Here is a 17,001-nt window from a genome sequence, read left to right as displayed (position 1 = left end):
GTTCCCACCCTCCGACCACCCACGGAGTGGGCGGCTGGGGGGGCAGGCGGAGGGCTCAGCGCTCCAGGTCGATCTTCCTCTGGAGGAACTCCTCCCGGTCGATCTCGCCCCGCGCGTATCTGAGCCGCAACTCCTCCTCCGCCGCGTCCACGGCCTGCGACCCGGGCGCGGCGGAGGGGGACCGCCGGTCCGCACGGGTGTGGCCGTCCAGGGCCGCGCCCGCCACGGACGCGACCGTGACGACGAAGAAGACGCCCAGCGCCACCATGACGAGGATCACGAGCGTGGCCACCATGTAGGTCATCTCCACTCCTGGTGAGGAAACCGCTCCTACTCTCTTGTGTACCCCGCCCGGAGGCCTTTCTCCAGGGGCTCCTCGTACCTGTGGACGACCGCCTCCGCCCGGACCGCCGTAACCTTGGAGTACCGCGATCCGGACGAAAGGGGCGGGATGCGCGTCCTCCTCGTGGACAACCACGATTCATACACCTACAACCTCTTCCAACTCCTGGCGCGCGTCCTGGGCCACACCCCCGCGGTCATCACCAACGACGACCCCCGCTGGGACACCCTCGACCCGGCCGACGTGGACGCCGTGGTCCTCTCACCCGGCCCGGGCCGCCCCCAGCACCCGCGCGACCTGGGCCGCGTCCCCCGCCTCCTGGACCACACCCGCCTGCCGGTGCTGGGCGTGTGCCTGGGCCACCAGGCCATCGCCCACCTGGCCGGGGCGGACGTGGTCTCGGCCCCCCAACCCCGCCACGGCCACCTGACCCGGATCCGGCACAACGGATCGGGCCTGTTCGCGGGCCTGCCACAGGACTTCACCACCGTGCGCTACCACTCCCTGGCCGTCGCCGACCCCCTGCCCGAGCCGCTGACCGCGACCGCGTGGTCGGAGGACGGCGTGGTCATGGGCCTGGAACACCGCACCCTGCCCCGCTGGGGAGTGCAGTTCCACCCCGAGTCGGTGGCCAGCGAGTTCGGCGCGCGGACGGTCGCCAACTTCCTGGACCTGGCCCGCCCGCACACCGCCACGGGCACAAGCCGCCCCTCCGCTCCCGCGGACCCGCCGACCAGGGCCCTCGGAGCGCGGGAGAGCACGCGGAAGAGGCACGCGGACAGCCCACCGGGACGGGAGGCCTCCGGCCCGCACCCCCACGCGAACCACCCCGGCCCCCCGTCACGGACACTCCGGCAGCACCCCGGCCAGACGCCCGAAGGCCCCGTTCCCCGCACACGCGAGCTCCCCCTGGCCGTGGACACCGAGGCCGCCTTCGCCCACCTGTACGGCGACGCCGAGTACGCGTTCTGGCTGGACAGCTCCCGACCCGAGGGCCCCGCCCGCTTCTCCTTCCTGGGCGCCGCCACCGGTGAGGTGCTCACCTACCGGGTCGGCGGCCCCGTCCACGTGCGCGCCCCGGACGGCACCGAGCACACCGAGCCCGGCAGTGTCTTCGACGCCCTGGACCGCCGCGTCCCCCACCCCCGTCCCAGCGGGCTGCCCTTCGACTTCGCCGGAGGCTACGTCGGCTACCTCGGCTACGAGCTCAAGGCCGACTGCGGCGCCGCCGACGCGCACACCTCACCCCACCCCGACGCCGTGTGGCTGCGCTGCGACCGGTTCGTGGCCGTCGACCACCACCGCGGACGCACCTACGCGGTGTGCGCCGACGGCCTCCCCGACGGCGACGCATGGCTGGATGAGACCCTGTCGGCCCTCGCCGACCTGCCGCCCCTGGACCCGCCCGCGCCTTCCGCGCCGGCCACCGACCTGGCCCCGCTGCTGGAGCGCTCGCACGGGGACTACGTCGACGACGTCAAGGAGTGCCTGGCCCAGCTCACGGCCGGGGAGAGCTACGAGATCTGCCTGACCAACCGGCTGCGCCTGGCCCACACCGGCGGCGACCTCGACACCTACCGCCGTATGCGCGCCGCCGGCCCCGCGCCCTACGCCGCCCTACTGCGCCTGGGGGCGATGAGCGTGCTCAGCGCCTCACCCGAACGGTTCCTGCGCGTGGACGCCGACCGCACCGCCGAGAGCCGCCCCATCAAGGGCACCGCGCCCCGCCACCCGGACCCGGACCTCGACGCGCGCGTCGCCGAGGAGCTGCGCACCGGCGCCAAGACCCGCGCCGAGAACCTCATGATCGTCGACCTGCTGCGCAACGACCTGGGCCGCGTGTGCGAGGTGGGCAGCGTCGAGGTGCCCGCGTTCATGTACACCGAGTCCTACACCACCGTGCACCAGCTCGTCTCCACCGTGCGCGGCAGGCTGCGCCCGCGGGTGTCGGCCATGGACGCGGTGCGCGCCTGCTTCCCCGGCGGGTCGATGACCGGAGCCCCCAAGGAGCGCACCATGGAGATCCTGGACCGGCTGGAGTCCTCCGCGCGCGGCGTCTACTCCGGCGCGCTGGGCTATGTGTCCTCCTGCGGCACCGCCGACCTCAACATCGTCATCCGCACCGCCGTGCTGGCCGACGGCGAGATGACCATCGGCGCGGGCGGGGCCGTCGTGCTGGACTCCGACCCGGAGGGGGAGTACGAGGAGATGCTCCTCAAGGCCGCCGTGCCCGCCCGCGGCCGCTGACCGCTCCGGGGCGCGGGAAAACCGTTTGCCGCCGCCGGGGGACAGAGGCCATCTTGAGCCCCATGGACTTCCCCCGACACCAGATCCGGGCGCGTTACACCGACACCGCGGTCACCGTCTACCAGGCCTACAGCCCCTCCATCGGACTGCCCGCCGCCCGCGACGGCCGCTTCCCCTCCGCCTGGAAGCGGGACCGCATGACATGGGTCAAGCCTTCGCTCCTGTGGACGGCCTATCGATGCGGGTGGGGGACCAAGAAGGACCAGGAGACCGTACTGGCGGTGGAGGTCACCCGTGAGGGATTCGAGTGGGCACTGCGCAACGCCTGCCTGTCGCACTACACGGCGAACGTGCACGCGGACCGCCGCACGTGGAGGCGCCGACTGCGCGAGAGCCCCGTACGGGTGCAGTGGGACCCCGAACGCGACCTGCACCTGAGGCCGCTGGAGCACCGCTCCCTGCAGTTGGGGCTGGCGGGCGAGGCCGCGCACCGCTACGCCGACGCGTGGATCACTTCCATCACCGACGTCACCCCGCTCGCACACCGCATCCACACGCTGGTCCAGGCGGGAAAGCTGGAGGCCGCCGCCCGACTGCTGCCCGCCGAGCGCCCCTACCCGGTCGCACCGCACGAGCTGGACCACCTGCGCCCCGCCCCGACCGTGGGGGAGGAGGACACGGCCTGAGCGGGGCGGCTAAACCCTGCTCGGGGAGCCGGTAGACCGAGACGTGGCCAGGGCTGGACATCGGTGGACTCGGTCCTGTGCCGCCGGGGGTCCCCGCGGGCGCACCCGCGGGGACCGAAGGCTCCCGTACCTGCGGTGTCCGAGCACGGGGCGAAGCGCAGCGGAGCCTCAAGGAGACACGACCTAGTCGAAGACGGGAGTGCCCTCGCGGACCAGGCGCCAGTTGACGACGTGGAAGTCGGCCGGGTCGATGGTGCCGGTGGCCGTGGCGTAGTCGATCAGCGCCTGCCTGACCTGGACCTGCGCGTTGTAGACCACCGGGGCGCCGGTGATGTGCGGGAACCCGCCGCCACCCGACTGGCGGTAGTTGTTGACCGCCAGCACGAACCGCTGGTCGTCGGCGACCTTCGCACCCTGGAGCGTGAGCGAGGTGATCCGCCCGCCCACGGGCCGGGACACGTCGATGTCGTACTCCAGCCCGGCGACCTGGTCGAAGTTGTAGTCGGGGGTGCCGCCGGCGTTGGTCAGGCCGCCCGGGTCGACCGCGCCGGAGGCGGACACCTGGTGGAAGTAGCGCGCGGAGTACTCCAGGTAGTCGCGTAGCTGGGCTCCGGTGAGCACGCCGGCCAGCAGGGTGTTGTCGTACACGTACAGGCCGGCGATGTCGCGGATCGAGACGTCACCGGCGGGGAAGACCGCCGAGCGGCTGAAGGGCGCCGCGATCGAGAGCACGGGCAGGGCCGCCTCGGCGGTGTCCTGGATCGCCGCGCGCACCGTCTCGATCTGCACGTGCTGGATGTAGTCCACGATCGCGGTGTCGCGCCAGCAGGCCTGGGCCGCGCTCAGCTCCTCCACCGAGGTCGCCACCACCTGGTTGACGTACTCCACCGCCGTGGCGTGCTGGTCGGCCACCAACTCCACGATCTCGGGGTCCTCCTCCACGGTGTTGCTGTTCAGCGTGACCGCGCTCTTGGAGGTGACCCGCCAGCGGCCCCGCTCCCGGCGCAGCGCCAGGTCCATCACCGACAGCCTCCGCCCCCAGTAGGAGGGCATCGTCATCAGGACCTGCTCGCCGGTGACCTTGTTGGTGACGAAGCGCTCGGAGATGTCGCGGTGGGCGTGGCCGAACAGGATGGCGTCGATGCCGGGCACCTCCTCGGCGACCATCGCCGAGGCGTTCTCGACGGGGACGCCCCCGCCGTAGGAGGAGGTACCGCTGTCACCGGAGTGGGCGCTGACGATCACCAGGTCGGCGCCCTCGCCGCGCATGACGGGCACCCAGTGGCGGGCGCTCTCCACCAGGTCCGCGAACTCCAGTTCCCCCTCGACGTTGTGGCGGTCCCAGATGATGGACCCGGGGTTGGTCAGGCCCAGCACGCCGACGACCAGGGGCTGGGTACCGGGTTTGTCGAGGCAGTCCACCTTCATGCGTTTGAGCACGTAGGGGCGGTAGGCGGGCTCGTCGGTGCCGTGGTGCAGGGCGTTGGCGGCCAGCACCGGAGCCTGCATCTGGTCGATCCAGGTGTCCAGGTGCTCCAGGCCGTAGTTGAACTCGTGGTTGCCCAGGGCCACGGCGTCGTATCCGACGGCGTTCATCGCCCGCGCCATCGGGTGGGTCTGCCCGGTCTCGGTGATCGGTTCGACGACGTTGTAGTAGGTGGCCAGCGGAGCGCCCTGGATGGTGTCGCCGGAGTCGAAGAGCAGGGTGTTGTTGCGGCCGCGCTCGGCGCGGACCTCCTTGATCAGGCTGGCCGCCTTGGCGATGCCGATGTGGTTGCCCTCGCCGTCCTCGAACTCGGCGTCCTTGAAGTAGTCCCAGTTCAGGCAGTGGCCGTGCAGGTCGGAGGTGCCCATGACGGTGATGAGGGCGTCGCGTGCCGAGGACGCGGCCGCCGTACCGGGCCAACCGGCCAGGGCGAGGGCGCCCGCGGCGCTCAGACCTCCGAGGGCGCCGCGTCGGGAGATGCCGGGGTCCGCTGACATGTGTGTCTCCTGGGGGTGGCGGGGGTGGGTGAAACTCCCACAGGCTAGTAAGGCGCCAAGGAGCGCGGAACCGGTCAGGTGTTAACAATCGGTGCACGTTCACCGGCGTGCACCGGACAACCGTGCAGGGAGACGGGCATGTGCGGGAGCGGGGACGGGGCGGGCGAGGCGGTCCAGCGGGTGATCGAGGGGGAGCTGATGCTGTTGGAGCCCCGCGTGCGCGCCTCACGCAGGCTCGCCGCGGAGCTGTTGGACGCCGAGTTCACCGAGGTCGGCAAGTCGGGCAGGCACTGGGACCGGACGTCGATGCTGGCGGAGCTGGCCACCATGGACGCTTCCTCGGGGGCCGCCGGGCCGGAGGCCGAGGCGGGGAAGACCGGGCCGGGGCGCGGCCGGGTGCGGGTCAGCGACATGGTGGGCAGGCTGCTCGCTCCGGACCTGGTGCACCTGACCTATGCCACCGAGGTCGACGGCACCCGTGCCCGGCGCAGTTCGTTGTGGCGCCGGGGCGCGGACGGCACGTGGCGGATCTACTACCACCAGGGCACTCCCGTCCCCTGACCAGTGGGGGAGACGGCGGCGAGAGGCGGGAAAAGCGGCCTTGACCCGGTGAACTGGATCACTTATGTTCGCCTAAAGCACAATTGTTCGCAAAACGTACATCCATGGGTTGTCGCGAGGTTCGGGCGCCCCGTCCTGGTCCACACCGACCGTCGGGTCAGCGACCCCCCTTCCCGACCGCCGACCGACTCAGGAGACACAGATGCGCCGACAGTTGACAGCCCTCCTCGGCATAGCCGTGCTTGTCCCGGCCACGGCCTGCGGCGGTGCCGAGGAAGGGGAGGGAGACGGACTACGACAGGTGACCGCCGGCGCGATCCCCATCGTGGACGTGGCCCCGCTCCACCTGGGAGTCGAACAGGGATTCTTCTCCGACCGCGGCATCGACCTGGAAATCCAGCCGGGCTCCGGCGGTGCCGCCGCCATCCCCGGCGTGATCAGCGGCAACTTCGAGTTCGCCTTCGGCAACGTCGTCTCGGTCATGGTCGCCCGCGACCAGGGCCTGCCCCTGAAGATCTTCTCCAACGGCGTGGCCTCCAACGGCGAGCAGGGCGCCGACTTCAGCGCGGTGTTCGTCCTGGACGACAGCCCCGTCCAGGACGCCGCCGACCTGGAGGGCATGACGGTCGCCGCCAACAACCTCAAGAACATCGGTGACACCACCGTCCGCCAGTCCGTCCGCAAGGCCGGAGGCGACCCCTCCAGCGTCGAGTTCGTCGAGATGGGCCTGCCCGACATGGTGCCCGCCCTGGAGAACGAGCAGGTGGACGCGATCTGGCTGGTCGAACCCTTCACCACCATGGCCGCCGAGGCCGGGCACCGCGAGATCGCCTCCAACCTCGTCGACACCCACCCCGACCTCACCGTGGCGGCCTACTTCACCTCCGAGAGGATGCTCGACCAGGACCCCGAACTGATCGCCGACGTCGAGGCCGCGCTACGCGAGTCCCTGGCCTACGCCCAGGACAACCCCGACGAGGTCCGCCGGATCGTCCCCACCTACACCGAGATCGACCAGGCCCTGCTGGACCAGCTCCGCCTGCCCCGCTGGCCCGCGGAGGTCGACAAGGAGTCCGTCGGCGTCCTGGCCGACCTCATGCTCCAGGACGGGCTCATCGAGAGCGAGGCGGACCTGGAGGCGCTGTACCAGTGAGGGCCTCCTGATCCAGGGCCGCGCCGTGCGCCCCACCAGCACCACCAGAAGGAAAGACGTGCCCGACCAGACCGGCCCCACGGTCCGCGAGCGGACCCTGGACCTCATGCGCGAGCTGGGGCTGACCACGCTCTTCGCCAACCCCGGCTCCACCGAGGTCCCCTTCCTCGTGGACCTGCCCGACGACATCGACTTCGTCCTGGCACTGCACGAGGGGTCGGTGGTGGGCATGGCCACCGGCTGGGCCCTGGCTCGCGAGCGCCCGGCGCTGGTACAGATGCACACCACCGCCGGGCTCGGCAACGCCGTCGGCGCACTGGCCACGGCACGCGTCAACCGTGCGCCGCTCGTGGTCCTGGTCGGCCAGCAGGACCGCCGCCACCTGGCCCAGGAGCCCTTCCTCGCCGGGAGGCTGGAGGGGCTGGCCGGGGACTACCCCGTCGCCGTCCACCGACCCGTGCGCGCCCAGGACGTGCCCGGAGCGATCGTGCGCGCCCACCACCAGGCCGTGCACGGGTCGGGCCCGGTCCTGGTCGTGGTCTGTATGGACGACTGGGAGCGACCGGCCGGCCCCGACCGCTCCGGCGACGCGCCGGTACGGGTCGCCCGTCCCGCCCACGTGGCCGCCGACGACCCCGCGGCCGCCGAGGTCGCCGCGTTCCTGGACGCGGCGACCGACCCGGCCCTGGTGGTGGGCGCGGGTGCCGACGGCGCCCCCGCATGGCGGGCCCTGACCACCCTCGCCGAACGCCTGGGGACGCCCGTGTACCAGGAGAGCTTCGGAGCGCGCGCCGGCTTCCCCCAGGACCACCCCCTGTTCGCAGGACACCTGCCCGCCGAGCGCTCCCGGCTGCGCCGGGCGCTGCGGGGGCATGACGCGGTGCTCGCGGTGGGCGCACCGGTCCTGCGCCAGTACGTCTACGCCGACGGCCCTCTCGTGGACCCCGGCACCCGGCTGGCGGTGATCTCGCAGGATCCGGAGGAGGTCCATCGCGGTCCCGTCGAGTTGGCCGTCCTCGCACCGGTCGCGTCCTTCACCGCCGTGGTCGCCACCCTGGTGCGCGGGCGTTCCCGCGCCGGTGCCCGGGCGGCGGCCCCCGTGGCGGCTTCCGAGGAGTCGGCTCCCCCGGAGCCGGGAGAGCCGCTGCGCGCCGCGCACGTCCTACGGGAGCTGGCACGGCGGATCACACCGGACACGGTCGTGGTGGAGGAGACCCCCTCCAGCCGCCCCCAACTGCACCGGCTGCTGCCCGCCCGGGCGCCCCTGGGCTTCCTGTCCGCGGCCATGGGCGGGCTGGGCTTCGCGCTGCCCGCCGCGACCGGTGTGCGCATGGCCGCCCCGAAACGCCCGGTGGTGGCGGTCGTGGGGGACGGGTCCGCCCTCTACCAGGTGCAGGCACTGTGGAGCGCCGCACGCTACCGGGCCGGAGTGCTGTTCGTGGTGCTCTCCAACGGCCGTTACGCGGTCATGGACCGCCTCGCCGAAAACGGTGGCAGCGGCGGCGGCAAACCGCCCTGGCCCGCCTTCCCCGAGGTGTCCCTGGCCGCCCTGGCCAGCGGGCTGGGCTGCCCCGCGGTGCGGGTCCGTACCCACGCCGAACTGTGCCGGGTCCTGGAGGAGACCGTGCCCGGCCTGGCCGAGCGGGAGGAACCCCTGGTCCTCGACGTCACCGTCGCACCGGATCCCGCGTTCCAGCCCTGAGACCGCGATGTTCTCCGGCCCCGGTGACCGGGGAAGGACGCATCTGCGGACCGACGCCTCCCACGTCCCCGCGACCGAGAACCGACGAACACCACCCGCATCCGAAGGGAAGTCGAAGTCCACATGGCACCCAAGTCCCAACCGCCCTACCGGGCCGACCACGTCGGCAGCCTCCTGCGCCCCGAGAAGCTGCTGCGTGCGCGCGACGACCACGCCAGAGGTGAGATCGGCGACGATCGACTGCGCGAGGTCGAGGACGAGTCCGTTCGCGAGGTCGTGCGCATGCAGGAGGAGGTGGGGCTGCGGTCGGCGACCGACGGCGAGTTCCGCCGGGCCTCCTGGCACATGGACTTCATCTACCAGTTGGGCGGTGTGTCCAAGGTCCAGGACGAGCTGACGGTCACCTTCCACAACGACCAGGGCGACATCGAGTTCACCCCCTCGGGGCTGCGGATCGCCGACAGGATCCGCTTCGAGCGGCCCATCTTCGCCGAGGCGTTCACCTTCCTGCGCCAGACGGTCACCCAGAACACCCCCAAGCTGACCATCCCCTCGCCGAGCATGGTGCACTACCGCGGCGGTTCGGCCTCCATCGACCCGCAGGTCTACCCCGACCAGGAGGAGTTCTGGGCGGACCTGTCGGCGGCCTACGCGGCGCAGATCCGCGCGCTGGGCGAGCTGGGCTGCACCTACCTGCAACTGGACGACACCAGCCTGGCCTACCTCAACGACCCCGGCCAGCGCGGGATGCTCGACGAGCGCGGCGACGACAGCGACCAGCTGCACGTGCGCTACATCCGTCAGATGAACGCCGCCCTGGCCGACCGGCCCGAGGGCATGAACGTGACCACGCACATGTGCCGGGGCAACTTCCGCTCCTCGTGGGTGGCGCGCGGCGGCTACGACTACGTGGCCGAGGAGCTGTTCAACGAGCTGGACGTGGACGGGTTCTTCCTGGAGTTCGACGACGAGCGCTCGGGCGGCTTCGAACCGCTGCGCTTCGTCCCCGAGGGCAAGTACGTGGTGCTGGGCCTGGTCACCACGAAGAGGGGTGAACTGGAGAGCAAGGACGAGCTCAAGCGGCGCATCGAGCAGGCCAGCCGCCACATCCCGCTGGAGCAGCTGTGCCTGTCCCCCCAGTGCGGGTTCTCCTCCACCTTCGAGGGCAACGACCTGACCTACGACGAGCAGGTCGCCAAGCTGCGGCTGATCGTGGAGACCGCCCAGGAGGTCTGGGGGTAGGTCCGGCCTCCGCCGCGGGGACGCGGCACGTGTTCGCCGGGGGCCGCGCGAGCGCCTTCGGCGAACACGCCGCTCCGCGGGGTCAGGCCCCGGCGAGCAGCAGGAACAGCGGCATCCTCCGGCGGCGTGCGTACTCCTACTCCTTCGCCCCGAAGTCTCGTTCAGGAGCGCTCGCGCAGCTTGGCGCGAAGCTCGCCCACCGTGCGCGCGCTCAGGGCGCTCAGCTCGCCGGGAACGGGCACCCGCCGCGTGGCGTACAGCCGCTCAACGGTCCCGTTCCAGGGGTGGCACGGTCCGATGTCCCAGGTGTCGCCGAACTCGGCGTCGAGCTGGTCCACGTGGGGCCGGACGAGGTCGAGGGCCCTCCTCTGCTCGGGGGTGAGCTGGAGGCCCTTACGTGACTGCCTCACAACGCCACCTCGCCCTCACGAAGCGGCCTGCCGATGCGGTGGGGCGGGCACTTGAGGAGCCGCTCAAGCTGCTCGGCGGTGTCGCCGTGCAACGTGGGGTCGAAGGTGCTGTGGGGGTTGAGGTTGGTCGCCACCCAGCCGGAGAGCACGTCACCGTTCCGGCTGCGCCACACCCTCCAGCCCGGGTACTCGCGGTTCAGCCTGTCCAGCTCGTTCTGGTCACGCTGAGGAGTCGTAGAGTCCATGAGAGCGATGGTGGATCCGTCAAGGGGGCGCACTGTTCCAAGATGGAACATCCTCGTCTCCCAAGGTCAGGCAAGCCGAGGGCGTACACCTCATGTACGCCCTTCGAGACACGTACCCCTTCACGGTGTGGGCACCTTGGCGAGGGTGTCGGCGACCTGACGCCACCCCGGGAGGCTGCGGGCGGGGTTGCGCAGGAGGGTGACATGGGGAATCTCCTCCAGGAGGCGGAGGCTGCCGTCCCAGGTGGGGTGGCCTGAGAGCCCGTCCCCGGCCTTGGGGACCAGGAACGTGGGGACGCCGCGCCCGATCATCTCGCAGACGAGCGCAACGGCGAAGGTGTCCGTAATGCCGAGCACCGTCTTGTTCGTGCTGTTGAACGACCAGGGGCAGGCGAGGACCGCATCCGGAGGCGGCAGGCTCCTGCCTGTGCCGGGGCGGCGGAAGTCCACGCGCACCGGTTCCTCCGTCAGAGCCCCCAGTTCGTCGAGGTCGTGGAAGCGGGTGCCCGTCGGCGTACACAGGACGGCGACCCGCCACCCCTCGCCTTGGAGCAGGCGGACCAGGTCGGGGGCGGTCTCCTCCGGCGTCGTGGACGCGCCGGAGAGCGTGAGGTAGAGAGTTCGCATGCGGCCAGTCTGGCCGTCAGATGCGCATGCGCGCTACGAGGCCCCTGAGATCTTCGGAGAGGACCCTGTGGCGGTCCTGAAGGTGGGTCGCGACGGTACGCGCGAACGGGTGGTAGCGGGTCATTTGGGGGGCGACGCGCTCTGCCGTCAAGAGCCGCGAGAGTGCTTGCTTGTTGCGGCCTTGCTCCATGTGGACGCGTGACATGTCGATGAGGTGGTGTGAACGGCGCTCCCTGGCCAGGCTGTTGAGTGCATTCAGGGAGATGGCCGCATCACGCCGGACCGCCTCGTCGTAGTCGCCCAGTTCGGTCGCCACCGCCGCGCCGTGGATCAGGATGTTCGCAGGCGAGAAATACGTGCTGTATTCGTCCAGATGAGGACGGCCCGCCCTCGCGCTGATCTCAGCTGCCTGCTCAAAGTGGTCCCAGGCACTCCCAGCGTTGCCCAGGCGGCCCGCGAGAACGGCCGCCCGCAGGTAAAGCGCCCCTGACACCTCCACGTCGCCGGGCCGTCCCTCCTCGATCATCGTCGTACACCGCTCCAGGAGCCGGACGGCTGCCGTGAGAGCGCCGTGGTTCATGAGCACGAGGGCACGCCGCCACGTGATGATCAGGGGGAGGTGCGGGTCTCGCGAGAGCACGGCGAAGCGAGCCGCCTCCTTGAACATGGAGTCCGCCAGGTCGCTGTAGCCCAAGCGGCGGGACAGCTCTCCGGCCGCGCAGAAGACGTCGGACAGCAGCCGCCACACCCGTGGGTCGTCCGCGTCGTGCGCGTGGAAGCTCAGCTCCTCCATGACCGCTGGGAGGGACGCCCCGAGCTGCACGTGGCGGGCCAGGCGTCGAAGCCGTTTGGCGTTCTCCAGTTCGCTGGCCAAAACCTTCAGGGGACGCGGAGGGCCCTCCAACTCGGGCGACAGGTCCGACCATGCCAGGGCGCGGCGCAGATCGGGAATGGCCTGATGGACACGGTCGGTCGAGGGGGTGTCGCCCCGGTAGGGCTGCCCGTACAGCTCGCTCATGTCCACCTTGAGCGCATCCGAGACGGCCGCGATGAAGGCGGGGGTGGCGGCCTTGTGCCCGGCCTCCACCTGTGCGATATGGGAGCGGGCGTAGCTGGTGCGCTGCGCGAGTCCCTGCTGCGTCAGTCCGCTCCGCTTTCTGGCGCGGGCCACGCGGGCTCCAACGCCGTCCGAGGGCCTGGGGGTTTCGTGCTCGGCCACATGCTCGCCCTCCGTGCAGGAGTGGGATTCCAGCGTAAGCGGTGGCGAGTGAGAGGCGGCGGACTTCCCGATCGCTCTCTCCCGAAGGACGAGTCCGGGAGGCCCGGCCCTCGCTCGCGGACACGCCGCTCCGCGGGGTCAGGCCCCGGCGATCAGCAGGAACAGCGGCACCCTCCGGCGGCGCGCGTACTCCTGCTCCTTCGCCCCGAACAGCTCCCGCGCGGGGGCGCACTCACGCAGCGCGGTGAGGGCGAACCCGGCCCCGTGCAGTGCCCGCACATGGTCCTCCACCGTGCGGTGGTACCACGTCACCGGCTCTCCCATCCACACGCGCCGGCGGGGACCGGTGTCGAAGTAGCCGTCCACCACCCATTCCCGCCGAGGCCCGCCGGTGCCTTCACTGGTGTCGTTGCAGGTCAGCACCGGATGTGGAACCGTGAACACCACACGCCCTCCCGGACGCAGCCACCGCCGCGCCGAGGCGAGCACCGGGGCGACGTCGTCCACGTAGTGCAGCGCCATCCGGGAGACGACCAGGTCGAAACCGCCCGGCGGGGCGGTGAACTCCTCCATGTCGGCCCGCTCGACCCTGCCTCCGGTGTCCCGCAGGCGGGAGCGGGCCCGCTCCACCATCGCCGCGGAGCCGTCCACGCCCAGGTAGCTCCGGCACCCCGCCTCCAGCAGGATCCGTCCCAGGTCGGCGTCACCGCATCCCAGGTCGAGCACGTCCAGCCCCTCGGCCGGCCCCAGCTCCTCCAGGAGCGCGGGCTCCTCCATCACCGTGTTCGGGCTGGACACTCCGCCGTGGCGGTGCTCGCCGTAGCGGTCGGACATCCGGGGCAGGTCGTAGAAGGACGATCCGCGCGGGGGCACGTTCGGGGGGTGGGATGCGCTCATGCTCCGGACACTAAGCCCACCGGCTCCGCCGGGAGGCCCCGGCCCTCCCGGCCGCTCAGGGGGAGGCCTCCGGCCGATCCGGCGGCACCGGCTCGGCTGCTTCGGCGGTGCGGCCCAGCTCGGCCCTGAGCGCGCGGACCTGCTCGGTGAGCTCGCGCAACTGCTCCCGCGTGGCCGTGTCGGTCTCCTGCGCGTGCTTGTCGGAGCCGTCGTCGACGCGCTGGACGAGCCAGGTGGACAGCGTGCCGGTGATGACACCGAGCAGGCCGATCCCCATGATGAAGAGGAAGGCGGCGATCAGGCGACCGGTGCCGGTGACCGGGTAGAAGTCTCCGTAGCCGACGGTGGACACCGTCACCAGCGACCACCAGAACGCGTCGGTGAGCGTGGTGATGTTGGCTCCGGGGGCGTCCTGCTCCGCGCGCAGGATGCTCAGCGAGGCCATGAGGAGCATGATGACGGTGATACCCGCGGTGTACAGGATCACGTTCCCGCGCAGGGAGACCGACATGTGGCGGTGCAGCAGCGACAGGACGGTCAGGAGCCGGACCAGTTGCAGGGGGCGCAGCATCGGCAGCACCACGATCATCAGGTCCAGCAGGTTCCCGCGGATGAACGTCCACCGGTTCGGCGCCAGGTACAGGCGTGTGGCGTAGTCGGCGGCGAAGACCACCCACACGGCCACGAGGAGTACCTCGCAGAACTCCCGCCAGTTCTGTGACAGGCCGGGGTCGAGGATGGGCCAGGCGTAGGCGGCGACGAAGACCAGCGCCGCGCCGACCAGGGGCAGTTCGGTGACGGAGCGCCAGCGGGTCAGACGTTCCTGTGACCTGGGAGGACTGGGAGAGGACGAGCTGTGTTGTTCCACGCTCCGATTCGACCAAACGCTTCCGCGCAGACCAAATCCGGGGAGGGGCGAACCGCTTCGGGGCCGTCCACAGGCACGGTGCACAAATGGTGGCCGATGAGCGGTCCGCGATACGGTTATGGGCATGGAAAACGCACCGACACGACCGTCCACGTCGGTTGAGGACTACGTGAAGGTCATCTACGACCTCCAGGAACGCGGCACCGGACCCGTGACCATCTCCGGTATGGCCGAGCGCCTGTCGGTGTCCAACTCCTCGGTGTCGGGCATGCTCCGCAAACTCAGCGAGCTGGGCCTGGTGGAGCACCGGCGCTACGGCGCGGTCACCCTCACCGAGCCCGGGACCAAGGCGGCGCTTTCGGTGCTGCGCCGCCACCGTTTGTTGGAGACCTACCTGGTCGCCGAGTTGGACTACTCCTGGGACGAGGTGCACGACGAGGCCGAGATCCTCGAACACGTGGTCTCGGACAAGTTCGTCGACCGCATAGCCACCCACCTGGGCGACCCGGTGGTCGACCCGCACGGGGACCCCATCCCCACCCGCGACGGCCACATCGTCCAGCACGAGAGCGTGCTGCTCTCGGAGGCGGACAAGGGTGTCAGCGGGGTGATCGTGCGCGTCAACGACACCGAGCCCGACCTGCTGCGCTACCTGGCCGAGATCGAGCTCGGCATCGGGATGCGCGTGGAGGTGGTCGAGCGCCGGCCCTTCGCCGGGTCGATGCAGCTCACCGTGCGCCCCGACGAGGACTCTCCCGAGCGCTCCCAGTCCCTGGGCCTGGTGGCCGCCGAGTCCCTGTGGATCAGCACCGACGGCAACGGGTAGGGATTTTCCAGGAACATCGCCACCGCCCAAAGCAAATGAATACTGTGGGTGACGAGAACGATCCGACACCCGGAGACATCGAAATGCCCACGGAGGATACGGAGCAGACCTGGTTCCCGCCGCGGGCGGTGGAACCGGTGGCCGAGGTGGTCTCTCCGGAGTCGGAGCTGCGCGACCGACAGCGCGAGCCGCAGTTGTAAACCGAGGCCGGCATCCCCAGCTTCTGGCCGCGCGAAGCCCTCGCCACTGCTGTCCGGGGGTCGCCGAAAGCCAGAGCCATCCGGTACCGGGCAAAGCACACGGCGAGACCGGACCACTCGGAGATCCCCGCTTGTCCTACCTCCCGACCAGGCGAAAAGCGGCGTCGGTCGGTGTGGGTCAGGGGTGGGGGGACGACACGACGACCTCGGTCGGATAACCGTCGGGCGGCGCGGCGATCGTGTCGGCGACGACGGCGGCGACCGTCGCGGGCCGCACGCACGCCGCGGGGTCGAAGTCACGGCCGAAGGCCGCCCTGACCGCGCGCAGCAGCGCCGTGTCGGTGCCGCGCGGGTACACGCTGGTGACCCGTACACCGTGTGCGGCCTCCTCGGCGCGCAGTGCGTCGGCGAGCTCGCGCAGCCCGGCCTTGCTCGCGGTGTAGGCCGACCAGCGCGGAACGCCGTGCACGCCCGGAGCCGCGTTGACGAACACGACATGGCCCCGCGCGGCACGTAGAGCGGGCAGCAGTGCCCGGGTCGCCTCGGCCGGGCCGACGAGGTTCACCGCCAGCACGTCGGACCACGTGTGCCATGAGGTCTCGGCGACGCCGGCCACCGGAGCGACCCCGGCGCAGTGGACCAGGGCCGCCACCCGTTCACGGCCCGCGCCCAGTGCGGCCGGCCCCTCGGGTTCACGCAGGTCGATACGCGCCGCGGTGACGCCCTGATGGTGGTCGCAGAGGCGGCGAAGCCGCTCTCCGTCGCGCCCCGCGGCCGTCACCGGGTGGCCCCGCCGCGCGAGTTCGGCGACCACCGCGGAGCCGATTCCACCGGTGGCGCCGGTGACCATGATCTCGCCCTGAGCGTCCATGACGCGATTCTGCCAGTGCGCACGGGTCCGACGCGGGTGCCCCGGCACGGACGGGAGGGCCGCCCAGGAGAGCCGGTCGTGCTATCGAGGAGTCAACAGACAGAACTCATGGCCGTCGGGGTCCGCCATCACCACCCGGCCGACCTCGCCCTGACCGATGTCGGTGCGGGTCGCTCCGAGGGAGACGAGGCGGTCCGCCTCAGCCTGCTGGCCACCGTCGGCGGGTGGAGCGAGGTCCAAGTGCAGCCGGTTCTTCGTCCCGGTCCTCGGCATCAGTGGCGGACCGCCCCAGGTGATCTTCGGGCCGCCGTGCGGTGAGCGGATCGCGGTTTCCTGATCCTGGTCCCAGACCAGCGGCCATCCCAGCGCCCGGCTCCAGAAGTACCCGGCCTCCTGCGAGCCCTCGCAGGCGACCGCTCCGACGAATCCGCAGTCGGCAAGGAAGTCGTTGCCCGGCGCGATGACGCAGAACTCGTTGCCCTCGGGGTCGGCGAGCACCACGTGGCCCTCCTCCGGAAGTTGCCCGACGTCGATGTGCCGGGCACCCAGTTCGAGCGACCTGGCCACGGTCTGGCGCTGGTCGTCGAGGGAGGTGCTCGTGAGATCGAAGTGCATCTGGTTGGGGCCGGACTTCTGTTCCCGGGTGTCGACGAATCGGATCCGGAACCCGGTGTCGTCGGTCGGCACGAGCGTGACGCCCTCGTCGGGGTCGTCGGTCGTCTCCCAGCCCAGGACGCCGGACCAAAAGCGCGCGAGACCGACCGGGTCGTTCGCGTCGAAGCAGAGCGCGATGAGTCGGGACGTCATTCCTCTGCACACCCTCGATCCGCTGGTTCACAGGGGCGCGACCAGGGCGCGCCTTCGAGCACGGGGGCCGACAACGCTACGCACCCGGAAACCGACAAGCAACCCGATTCGGTC

Annotated in this window: 17 protein-coding genes; 7 read left to right on the top strand and 10 right to left on the bottom strand. The window is 71.0% G+C overall.

Translation table 11 applies throughout. The features are described from left to right. Nucleotides 1-55: 55 nt before the first annotated feature. The gene (locus NOSIN_RS08880; protein ID WP_077690274.1) at nucleotides 56-304 is read right to left on the bottom strand and encodes an SHOCT domain-containing protein; all 249 of its coding nucleotides are present in this window, start codon (nucleotides 302-304) and stop codon (nucleotides 56-58) included. 147 nt (nucleotides 305-451) lie between these two features. Here NOSIN_RS08880 and pabB point away from each other — a divergent pair, with 147 nt between their 5' ends. Next, on the top strand, nucleotides 452-2,590 hold the full coding sequence (pabB, locus tag NOSIN_RS08875) for an aminodeoxychorismate synthase component I (protein ID WP_077690273.1): 2,139 nt from the start codon (nucleotides 452-454) through the stop codon (nucleotides 2,588-2,590). 62 nt (nucleotides 2,591-2,652) lie between these two features. Then, nucleotides 2,653-3,276, top strand: a complete 624-nt coding sequence (locus NOSIN_RS08870; RefSeq protein ID WP_077690272.1) for a DUF4291 domain-containing protein — start codon at nucleotides 2,653-2,655, stop codon at nucleotides 3,274-3,276. 183 nt (nucleotides 3,277-3,459) lie between these two features. On the opposite strand, the gene NOSIN_RS08865 is transcribed toward NOSIN_RS08870, so the two are convergent. Then, nucleotides 3,460-5,259 carry a bifunctional metallophosphatase/5'-nucleotidase gene (locus NOSIN_RS08865; protein ID WP_077690271.1) on the bottom strand — a complete coding sequence of 600 codons (1,800 nt, stop codon included), beginning with the start codon at nucleotides 5,257-5,259 and terminating at the stop codon, nucleotides 3,460-3,462. A gap of 138 nt (nucleotides 5,260-5,397) precedes the next feature. Between NOSIN_RS08865 and NOSIN_RS08860 the strand changes: the two genes are divergently transcribed. The 4 genes from NOSIN_RS08860 (at nucleotide 5,398) to NOSIN_RS08845 (ending at nucleotide 9,917) form a co-directional block, all read left to right on the top strand. Continuing rightward, nucleotides 5,398-5,820, top strand: a complete 423-nt coding sequence (locus tag NOSIN_RS08860; protein WP_077690270.1) for a nuclear transport factor 2 family protein — start codon at nucleotides 5,398-5,400, stop codon at nucleotides 5,818-5,820. Nucleotides 5,821-6,022: 202 nt separating this feature from the next. Continuing rightward, complete coding sequence (locus NOSIN_RS08855) at nucleotides 6,023-6,973, top strand: ABC transporter substrate-binding protein (RefSeq protein WP_077690269.1); 951 nt, start codon at nucleotides 6,023-6,025, stop codon at nucleotides 6,971-6,973. 58 nt (nucleotides 6,974-7,031) lie between these two features. Further along, a complete protein-coding gene (locus tag NOSIN_RS08850) occupies nucleotides 7,032-8,675 on the top strand; it encodes a thiamine pyrophosphate-dependent enzyme (protein WP_236743331.1) in 1,644 nt (547 codons plus the stop codon). Between the two features lie 123 nt (nucleotides 8,676-8,798). Further along, entirely contained in the window at nucleotides 8,799-9,917 is a 1,119-nt protein-coding gene (locus NOSIN_RS08845; RefSeq protein WP_077690268.1) for a 5-methyltetrahydropteroyltriglutamate--homocysteine S-methyltransferase, read from the top strand. 161 nt (nucleotides 9,918-10,078) lie between these two features. On the opposite strand, the gene NOSIN_RS08840 is transcribed toward NOSIN_RS08845, so the two are convergent. From NOSIN_RS08840 to NOSIN_RS08815, 6 genes are all read right to left on the bottom strand, one after another. Then, complete coding sequence (locus tag NOSIN_RS08840; protein ID WP_077690267.1) at nucleotides 10,079-10,327, bottom strand: hypothetical protein; 249 nt, start codon at nucleotides 10,325-10,327, stop codon at nucleotides 10,079-10,081. Then, on the bottom strand, nucleotides 10,324-10,572 hold the full coding sequence (locus tag NOSIN_RS08835) for a hypothetical protein (protein ID WP_143832894.1): 249 nt from the start codon (nucleotides 10,570-10,572) through the stop codon (nucleotides 10,324-10,326). Before NOSIN_RS08835 ends, NOSIN_RS08840 begins: the two co-directional genes overlap by 4 nt. Before the next feature lie 120 nt (nucleotides 10,573-10,692). Further along, on the bottom strand, nucleotides 10,693-11,199 hold the full coding sequence (locus tag NOSIN_RS08830; RefSeq protein WP_077690265.1) for a flavoprotein: 507 nt from the start codon (nucleotides 11,197-11,199) through the stop codon (nucleotides 10,693-10,695). Nucleotides 11,200-11,215: 16 nt separating this feature from the next. Next, complete coding sequence (locus NOSIN_RS08825; protein ID WP_236743330.1) at nucleotides 11,216-12,370, bottom strand: helix-turn-helix transcriptional regulator; 1,155 nt, start codon at nucleotides 12,368-12,370, stop codon at nucleotides 11,216-11,218. 186 nt (nucleotides 12,371-12,556) lie between these two features. Next, nucleotides 12,557-13,315, bottom strand: a complete 759-nt coding sequence (locus NOSIN_RS08820; protein WP_077690263.1) for a class I SAM-dependent methyltransferase — start codon at nucleotides 13,313-13,315, stop codon at nucleotides 12,557-12,559. Between the two features lie 55 nt (nucleotides 13,316-13,370). Next, complete coding sequence (locus tag NOSIN_RS08815) at nucleotides 13,371-14,183, bottom strand: potassium channel family protein (RefSeq protein WP_206057585.1); 813 nt, start codon at nucleotides 14,181-14,183, stop codon at nucleotides 13,371-13,373. 124 nt (nucleotides 14,184-14,307) lie between these two features. Here NOSIN_RS08815 and NOSIN_RS08810 point away from each other — a divergent pair, with 124 nt between their 5' ends. Next, nucleotides 14,308-15,009, top strand: a complete 702-nt coding sequence (locus NOSIN_RS08810; RefSeq protein WP_077693500.1) for a metal-dependent transcriptional regulator — start codon at nucleotides 14,308-14,310, stop codon at nucleotides 15,007-15,009. Nucleotides 15,010-15,387: 378 nt separating this feature from the next. Here the strand turns inward: NOSIN_RS08810 and NOSIN_RS08805 are convergent, their stop codons facing one another. After that, a complete protein-coding gene (locus NOSIN_RS08805) occupies nucleotides 15,388-16,080 on the bottom strand; it encodes an SDR family oxidoreductase (RefSeq protein WP_077690261.1) in 693 nt (230 codons plus the stop codon). 81 nt (nucleotides 16,081-16,161) lie between these two features. Continuing rightward, entirely contained in the window at nucleotides 16,162-16,887 is a 726-nt protein-coding gene (locus tag NOSIN_RS08800) for a VOC family protein (RefSeq protein WP_077690260.1), read from the bottom strand. Nucleotides 16,888-17,001 lie beyond the last annotated feature (114 nt).

Origin of the sequence: Nocardiopsis sinuspersici, assembly GCF_001998325.1 — a bacterium.
GTDB lineage: Bacteria > Actinomycetota > Actinomycetes > Streptosporangiales > Streptosporangiaceae > Nocardiopsis > Nocardiopsis sinuspersici.
Note: the sequence above shows the minus strand (reverse complement) of the source record. Positions and strands in the feature narration are given on the sequence as shown.

What these genes read in the sequence shown, in the direction of transcription:
- NOSIN_RS08845 (WP_077690268.1), top strand. Translation starts at nt 8,799, where the DNA reads ATGGCACCCAAGTCCCAACCGCCCTACCGGGCCGACCACGTCGGCAGC.
- NOSIN_RS08830 (WP_077690265.1), bottom strand. Translation starts at nt 11,199, where the DNA reads ATGCGAACTCTCTACCTCACGCTCTCCGGCGCGTCCACGACGCCGGAG.
- NOSIN_RS08855 (WP_077690269.1), top strand. Translation starts at nt 6,023, where the DNA reads ATGCGCCGACAGTTGACAGCCCTCCTCGGCATAGCCGTGCTTGTCCCG.
- pabB (WP_077690273.1), top strand. Translation starts at nt 452, where the DNA reads ATGCGCGTCCTCCTCGTGGACAACCACGATTCATACACCTACAACCTC.
- NOSIN_RS08805 (WP_077690261.1), bottom strand. Translation starts at nt 16,080, where the DNA reads ATGGACGCTCAGGGCGAGATCATGGTCACCGGCGCCACCGGTGGAATC.
- NOSIN_RS08865 (WP_077690271.1), bottom strand. Translation starts at nt 5,259, where the DNA reads ATGTCAGCGGACCCCGGCATCTCCCGACGCGGCGCCCTCGGAGGTCTG.
- NOSIN_RS08820 (WP_077690263.1), bottom strand. Translation starts at nt 13,315, where the DNA reads ATGAGCGCATCCCACCCCCCGAACGTGCCCCCGCGCGGATCGTCCTTC.
- NOSIN_RS08835 (WP_143832894.1), bottom strand. Translation starts at nt 10,572, where the DNA reads ATGGACTCTACGACTCCTCAGCGTGACCAGAACGAGCTGGACAGGCTG.
- NOSIN_RS08870 (WP_077690272.1), top strand. Translation starts at nt 2,653, where the DNA reads ATGGACTTCCCCCGACACCAGATCCGGGCGCGTTACACCGACACCGCG.
- NOSIN_RS08880 (WP_077690274.1), bottom strand. Translation starts at nt 304, where the DNA reads ATGACCTACATGGTGGCCACGCTCGTGATCCTCGTCATGGTGGCGCTG.
- NOSIN_RS08800 (WP_077690260.1), bottom strand. Translation starts at nt 16,887, where the DNA reads ATGACGTCCCGACTCATCGCGCTCTGCTTCGACGCGAACGACCCGGTC.
- NOSIN_RS08860 (WP_077690270.1), top strand. Translation starts at nt 5,398, where the DNA reads ATGTGCGGGAGCGGGGACGGGGCGGGCGAGGCGGTCCAGCGGGTGATC.
- NOSIN_RS08810 (WP_077693500.1), top strand. Translation starts at nt 14,308, where the DNA reads ATGGAAAACGCACCGACACGACCGTCCACGTCGGTTGAGGACTACGTG.